At 28.2% G+C, this 7,091-nt stretch carries 6 protein-coding genes; 4 read left to right on the top strand and 2 right to left on the bottom strand.

Annotated features, from left to right (window positions below):
• On the bottom strand, positions 1 to 875 hold an 875-nt coding region (locus N1F73_RS03425; protein ID WP_260360119.1), incomplete at its 3' end, for a hypothetical protein.
• 175 nt (positions 876 to 1,050) lie between these two features.
• On the opposite strand from N1F73_RS03425, the gene N1F73_RS03420 reads away from it, so the two are divergent.
• A complete protein-coding gene (locus tag N1F73_RS03420) occupies positions 1,051 to 1,875 on the top strand; it encodes a DNA adenine methylase (RefSeq protein WP_260360118.1) in 825 nt (274 codons plus the stop codon).
• A gap of 68 nt (positions 1,876 to 1,943) precedes the next feature.
• Complete coding sequence (locus N1F73_RS03415) at positions 1,944 to 2,810, top strand: type II restriction endonuclease (protein ID WP_260360117.1); 867 nt, start codon at positions 1,944 to 1,946, stop codon at positions 2,808 to 2,810.
• 190 nt (positions 2,811 to 3,000) lie between these two features.
• On the opposite strand, the gene N1F73_RS03410 is transcribed toward N1F73_RS03415, so the two are convergent.
• Positions 3,001 to 4,368: an FAD-dependent oxidoreductase gene (locus N1F73_RS03410; RefSeq protein ID WP_260360116.1), complete on the bottom strand. Its 1,368-nt coding sequence runs from the start codon at positions 4,366 to 4,368 to the stop codon at positions 3,001 to 3,003.
• A 676-nt stretch (positions 4,369 to 5,044) separates the two neighbouring features.
• Here N1F73_RS03410 and dcm point away from each other — a divergent pair.
• Entirely contained in the window at positions 5,045 to 6,019 is a 975-nt protein-coding gene (gene dcm / locus N1F73_RS03405) for a DNA (cytosine-5-)-methyltransferase (RefSeq protein WP_260360115.1), read from the top strand.
• Positions 6,019 to 6,822, top strand: a complete 804-nt coding sequence (locus N1F73_RS03400; protein ID WP_260360114.1) for a hypothetical protein — start codon at positions 6,019 to 6,021, stop codon at positions 6,820 to 6,822. Before dcm ends, N1F73_RS03400 begins: the two co-directional genes overlap by 1 nt.
• The last annotated feature ends 269 nt before the right edge of the window (positions 6,823 to 7,091 follow it).

Below are 7,091 nucleotides of genomic sequence, written 5' to 3'. Positions count from 1 at the left end.
TTGAGTCATTTTGCCATCGGTGTATTATTTTCCTGTTTGGCGAAAAAAGTAGTTCTTCTATCAGTTTTTAAGCCTATTGGATAGCCATATCGGGCAAAAAGTTGTTCTAATAGTTTCATATAACCCAATGTTGTTTCTTCTTTTTCGGCGTATAAAGATAGAATCTTTTTAGTTCCCGAATCTACTGCTAAATAGATATGAAAATCATTTAAATGTTTAATTCAAGCTTCGCTACAAGCGTCTAATTCAACTATTTCGCCAAATTCATATTTGTGGTGATTCAGTAATCTTCCCAACTGAACCTTTTCGTTGATTTTGGATAATTGTTGAATTAACAAATACTCACTGTCGTCTTTCTCTTTGTTTTTACTTCTTAATATAGCTGCAATTCTTCTTTTAGTTTTGGCCGTTTGAGTAGGTTTTGTTAAACCCATTGCGGAGCAACGTTTAATAAAATACGGATATGTTATTTGCTTTTTAATTGAAGTAGGTAATACTTCATCGTAATACCTCCTAAAACTGATTGTTAAATGATCTTTATCTTCATCTTTGATAAATTTTGAATCATAGCCTATCATTTTTTTTATGGTGTAGCGAATTAGATTGTCAGACAATTTAAGAGCATGTTTATTTTTCTCGTTGCCGTGATTTAATTTGATTAAAATTTCATTTTTTGATTCATCATAATTTTGAAGCAATATTTTTTTATATTTTTTAGCTGCCGAGTACGAAATTTTAATAACTTCTGCTATCTTTTTTAGCGACCATTTTGTATTTTTTAAGTAATTTTGCAATGCAATTAATTTATTTTTTAATTTTGTTTTGTAATCATATTTATCTAATTTTTCATTGGTTTTGTACTTGGTAATTTTCATAAATATCATTGTCATTTAAATCACAATAAAATATTATCAAAAAGGCTTTTTTTGTTTCTTATACTACGAGGACATTTTTGTTTCTTACATGACACATTTCTTACTATAAAAATTAATTTCATCTATGCGAAAGATAGAGCATTGTATAATGTAAATATATTAGAAAGGTGTGAATATGAAACCATTCGTAAAATGAGCTGGCGGTAAAACTAAATTAATCTCAAAAATAGTGGCAAAAATGCCTAATAAATACAATAAATATATCGAACCTTTCGTGGGTGGCGGTTCGCTTTTTTTTCATATTCAGCCCCACGATTTTATCTTGAATGATATCAATAGTGAATTGATAGATACGTATAAATGTTTTAGCAATAATGATGAATATAATGAGTTAATTAAGTTATTACAAATTCATATGAAAAACCATAATGAAAACTATTTTTACGAAATCAGAAACCAAGATAGAAAACCTGATTTTTTAAAATGGTCTCGTGTCCAAAGAGCAGCAAGATTTATTTACCTTAATAAATCATGTTTTAATGGTCTTTATCGTGTTAATAAAAGTGGATTTTTCAATGTTCCTTCAGGTAAAAAAGCCAATATTAATCTTATTGACCATGATAATTTCGTTTCTATACATAAGTTATTAAAAGAAAAAAACAAAAACATCTTAAATTTGGACTTCGAAAAAGTGTTGGAGTTTGCGGATATGAATGATTTTGTTTATTTAGACCCTCCATATTCTGACTTAGATGACCGAAAATCTTTTACATCTTACACTAAAGAAAATTTTTATGTTAGTGACCAAATGAGACTGAAAGAAATAGTTGATTCTTTAACAAAAAAAGGTGTTAAAGTAATGATTAGCAATCACGGTTCGACCTTTATTAAAAATTTGTTTAAAAACTATAATATCGAAACAATTTTTGTCAAGAGATTGATTGGTTCTAAGATTGATACACGTAAGGATGTTGAAGAAGTTATAATCACAAACTACTAATTTATCTTTTACATATATTTAGATTTCTGAAATATTTCTATGTACAATAAAAGTAGTTGAGGGGAAGAATGAGACCAAAATTTGAAGATTGATTAAAAACCTTTAAGTCAGTGATATATTCATATGACTATTTTGTTGATTTTGCAAAAGTCCGTAATAATGTAAAAATAATTGAAAACGAATTATTAATTTTAAATTCATTAATAGGTTCTAACAATATTGAAAAAGATTTTAAAAAAATATTAATGAAAAACCCAAATTTGTTGAAAATTCTACCATTACTACTAGCAAAAAGAATAAAACAAAACGAATTTATTGAAGCTGAAGATGGAAATAAAATATTTTTCGATGAATTAGATAATTCGAATATTGATCGTTGTGTTGAATTGATGAAAAACACTGGTTTTTTGAAAATTCTCAAAGATAAAGAAATAACAAATATAAAGGATTATATTTACGGCTTAGAAGTTGGTTTAGACACTAATGCAAGAAAAAATAGAACTGGCAAATTAATGGAAAATCTTGTAGAGGATTCGCTAGTTAAATTCGGCTACGTTCTGAATAAAAATTTATTTAAACAGTGTACACTATCTAGTCTTGGTGTTGAGATTGAAAATAAAAATATACAAGACAATAAAAAGTTTGATTTTATTGTCTTCGAAGACAGTATTTATTATGGAATAGAATGCAACTTTTATAGTACGGGCGGTTCAAAATTGAATGAGACTGCCAGAAGTTATAAAAGTATAGCAGATGAAACGCGCAATGAGGAAAAATTCAAATTTGTTTGAATTACTGACGGTGCAGGTTGAAAAACTGCACGAACTGCATTAAGGGAAACATATGAAGCCACATACTCAGTTTTCAATGTGGAAGACATTAAGAAAAAAATATTGCTAGCATATTTTAAGAACAAAAAAATGTTTAAAAAATAAAATTTTATTTAACGTAAATTTATTTTTAATCCTTGATTACAACGAAATATCTTTTTCATAAATTAATAGTTTTTAACAAAAACCCAAATCGTTATGATTCGGGTTTATTTTTTATCCTCCTATATCAATGTTGTTGAATACTGAATGATATTTTAAAATGAAAAACCAAGCATAAAGCTTGGTTAAATAATTATTTTTTGTAGTTTAGGCCTAATGCTTTTAACATTGGAACTAAGAAGAAGTTAAATGGTTTATTGAAGTGTGGTAAGAAGAATACGTCTGTTAATGCAATTTCAGGTAATGTTAAACCTTTTTGGATTGCTAAAGCAAACATGTAAACTGTTTCGGCGTGAACAGTTGAGCCTCATGAACCTAGTTGAACTCCTAATAGTTTTAATGTTTCTTTGTCATAAACAATAGTGATTGCAACTTTTTCTGCATTGCTCATGAATTCGGGTCTATCCATATCTTCGAAATGTACTGAAGCTACGTTTTCAAAACCATTTCTTTTAGCCATTTCTTCTGTTAAACCTGTTCCGGCGTAATGACAATCAAATACATTAATTGCGTTTGTACCAGCTACTCCTGGGAAAGGAATGTTTAATCCTGCGATGTGTAGAGCAGCAACTAAACCTGATTTAACAGCGTTAGTTGCTAATGCAACGTGTCTGTTGTCGTTTGTAACAACGTGTTTTAGTGCACATGAGTCACCAATTGCGTAAATGTCTTCATTTGACACTGATCTTTGGAATTCATCAACTACAATAGCGCCATTAGGTAATTTTTCAACACCTTCTAAAGCGTTTGTTCTTGGTCTAAAGCCAATACACATAACAACTAAATCAGCTCTATATTCACCTTTATCTGTAACAACAGTTGAAACATTAACGCCATCTGCTGATCTAAATTCAACAACTTTTTCGCCTAATGAAAGTTTAACACCTTCTTTACGCATATTGTCTTCCATAATATCGGTAAATTCGCTACCAAAGTAATTGCTTGCAACTCTAGGGTTAACATCAATCAATCTTACATTTTTACCTTTAATGTTGAAAGCTTCTACTAATTCAACACCAATGTAACCTGCACCAACAATAACAACATCTTTAAATTCTTTATTGTTTGCGTATTCAATTAAATCTTGAGCGTGTTGGTATAGTTTTGATAAAACAATATTTTTGTATTTAATTCCTTTAATGTCTGGCTCAATTGGTCATGTACCACCAGCAAAAATTAATTTGTCATAGTTGTCTGTGAATTTTTTACCTGTGGCTAATTCAACAACTGTAACTTCTTTTTTGTCTTTGTCAATAGCAATAACTTCGTGGTTTGTTTTTAAGTTAATGCCATAGTCATTTGTTAAAATTTCAGGCGATGAATAGAATAATCCGCCTGGTTCATCAAATTCTCCGGCTACTCAAACAGCAATTCCACAACCTAAAAATGATGTGTTTGTGTTTCTGTCGTATGCAACAATCTCAGCATCTTTATTAACTGTTTTTAAAGTTCTCATAAAAGATGTACCGGCATGGTTTGCACCTACTACTAATATTTTCATATTTATTTTCCTTTCAGTAAAATTTGTTTTAAATATTATACCTTTTTTTAAGTATTTATACATATTTTGCTTTTTTATGGCAACGTTTTCTTGTTGTAATGTTTGGCGAAAATGTAAACATATTCTCTATATGTAGATAATTTGTAATGTGTATATTTCTTAATTGATTTTCAACCATCATGATTAGATATTATGAAATAACTTTTTATGAATTATAGTTGTTTTTTTGTTGTAGCTATCTTGCCTTAATTCTAAATTCATCACAATGAAGCTTTCAAATGCTATTGCTTAAAATGCATTTATGAAAGTTAGGTGTTCTTTTGAAAAAATAGGGTTTATTTTGTTGCAAAAAAACATATTTTTTTATATTCCTTTTAATCATCAGTGAAATAATGCTCTCTTATAATCAATTCCCCCTTTTGTTTCTTTATTTTGATAATTCACATGTGAAAGAACATTTTTACCGATTTTAAAATCTAAAAATCATGTTTTTTAAAAAAATTAGATATGATTAAAATAATCAAAAACAAATAAATCAAGTTCTATATAAGGCTTTATTTTTTTAAAATTTTTACATTTTTTTTTAAGTTTTATCAATTTTGCTAAATAACTAGTTATAATCATTCAAAAGTAATTAGTTTTTATTCCATTTAGTTGATTAAAAAAAGGAGGCTATATGTCGAAACAAAATAACAAAAAAATGAAATTTATGGATTTTTGTTCTGGCATTGGTGCCGGTCGAATTGGAGCAGAAAATAATGGTCTTCAATGTGTCGGTCATTCTGAAATAGATCCTAATCCTGATATGACCTATAATGTGTTTTTTGAAGATAACAATAATTATGGTGATTTAATGAAAATCGATATAAGTAATTTACCTGATTTTGATTTGATGATCGGGGGTTTTCCGTGTCAAACCTTTTCGATAGCTGGAAAAAGAGAAGGTTTTGCAGATTATAGAGGGACCATAATTTATGGTTTGATTAGAATATTGAAACAAAAAAAGATTAAATATTTTCTATTCGAAAATGTTAAAGGTCTAGTAAATCACGACAAAGGCAACACATTAAAACAAATCAATGAAAAACTTGATGAAGCGGGCTATAATGTTTATTCTAAAGTTCTGGATAGTTCATATTTTGGTGTTCCTCAAAAAAGGGAGAGAATATATATTGTTGGTATTAGAAAAGATTTGGATAACAAACAATTTATTTTTCCGCAAGGAAAGGAAAGAGACTACAATTTCGAAAGTTTTTTAGATGATAAAAATTCAATGATTTTCGATTACAATAGCAAAACATTCAAAAAATATTTAGCGAATAAATATAACAAAGATAAGTATAGTGTTCAAGATATTTTAAACTTAGAAAATGTTGTTGTTGACATAAGGCAATCTGATATAAGACTATACAATAAAATTTTTCCCACGTTAAGAGCCGGCAGACATGGTCTTTTATATGTAAAAGATCACGTAATAAAAAAACTTAGTCCGTATGAGGCGTTATTGTTGCAAGGTTTCCCTAAAGAAATATCAGAAAAAATAAAAAATAATAAGGAATTAAACAAAAATAAAGTTCTTAGTCAGGCCGGTAATGCAATGACAGTCAATGTAATTCAAGCGATAATTGAAAATTTGAAAAAGGTATTTTAGTGGGACAAACAAAAAATAACAAAGTAGGCCTAGTAAAGTCTGGTTCTCGAATAGCCAAAAATGGTTTCAAATTGGAAAAAGAAGTAGCTCAAAAATTTTGTAATTGAACAATTGATGCAGATGCAAAAAAATGATTAGAACAAATGGGATATAACATTAATCATATAGAGTTTGTAAACGCCACCACTTTAAATGGTTTTAAAGCTGATTTGAAGGTCGATATTAAAATTAAATTAAAAAATCAAATTAAAACCGAAAATATACAGGTTAAATTAGTTTCTAACACAAAAGGCTTTAACCAGGTTGATAAACGTCGTCTTAAAAGTTACAAAAAAATGTGAGATATTCCTGATTACGTATATAGAATTTTTGCTCATTACACTGGTGAATTGAGTCCGTATTTGCAAAATTCAATAGATAAAAGAAGAATGTTTGTTAATGAATTTAATCAGCAAGAACAAGAAATATTTTTAAATTGATTAAACATAAATAAATTGAAAATTATTAATGATATATTAAAGGGCGACGGCGTGAATATCACTGATTGATTTTTAGTTATTCAAAAATTTGCAAATATAAATAACTCATTAATTAAAAATATCGATGATGTAATTAATTATTATCTTGATAACGGTAATATTCAAGTGACAAAAAGAGGAACGATAAAAATCGGCAAAATAACAATGCAAAGAAAAGGTGGAGACTCAGGTAGAGACAGCGCAAAAATGCTACAATTTAAATGAATGCGTAAAAAATTAGTGTGTAAAAAAGCTGCAACCTACTTGCAGCTTTTTTGATTTTAAAAAAAATTAGGAAATGAAAAGGAGGGAACAACACCCCCCCCTCTGAAATCTAAATATATTATACCACAAAAATGTTGTTCCCAACTTTTCATTTTCTAAAAAAACAAAAATTTTTTTAGGAGTTATTATGAGTGTTTGGAGTAATTTAGATTTGATGGAGAAAGAAGGTCAGCAAGAAGAAATTAGAAATTTTTACAGCAATGTAAATTTTGTAAAAAAATATGATCGCAAAGTTTATGATAAACAAAACTTTGAGCATGTTTGAAAAT

Source organism: Mycoplasma sp. HS2188 (assembly GCF_025209835.1).
In the GTDB taxonomy this organism is placed as follows: Bacteria; Bacillota_I; Bacilli_A; order Mycoplasmatales; family Metamycoplasmataceae; genus Mycoplasmopsis.
Note: the sequence above shows the minus strand (reverse complement) of the source record. Positions and strands in the feature narration are given on the sequence as shown.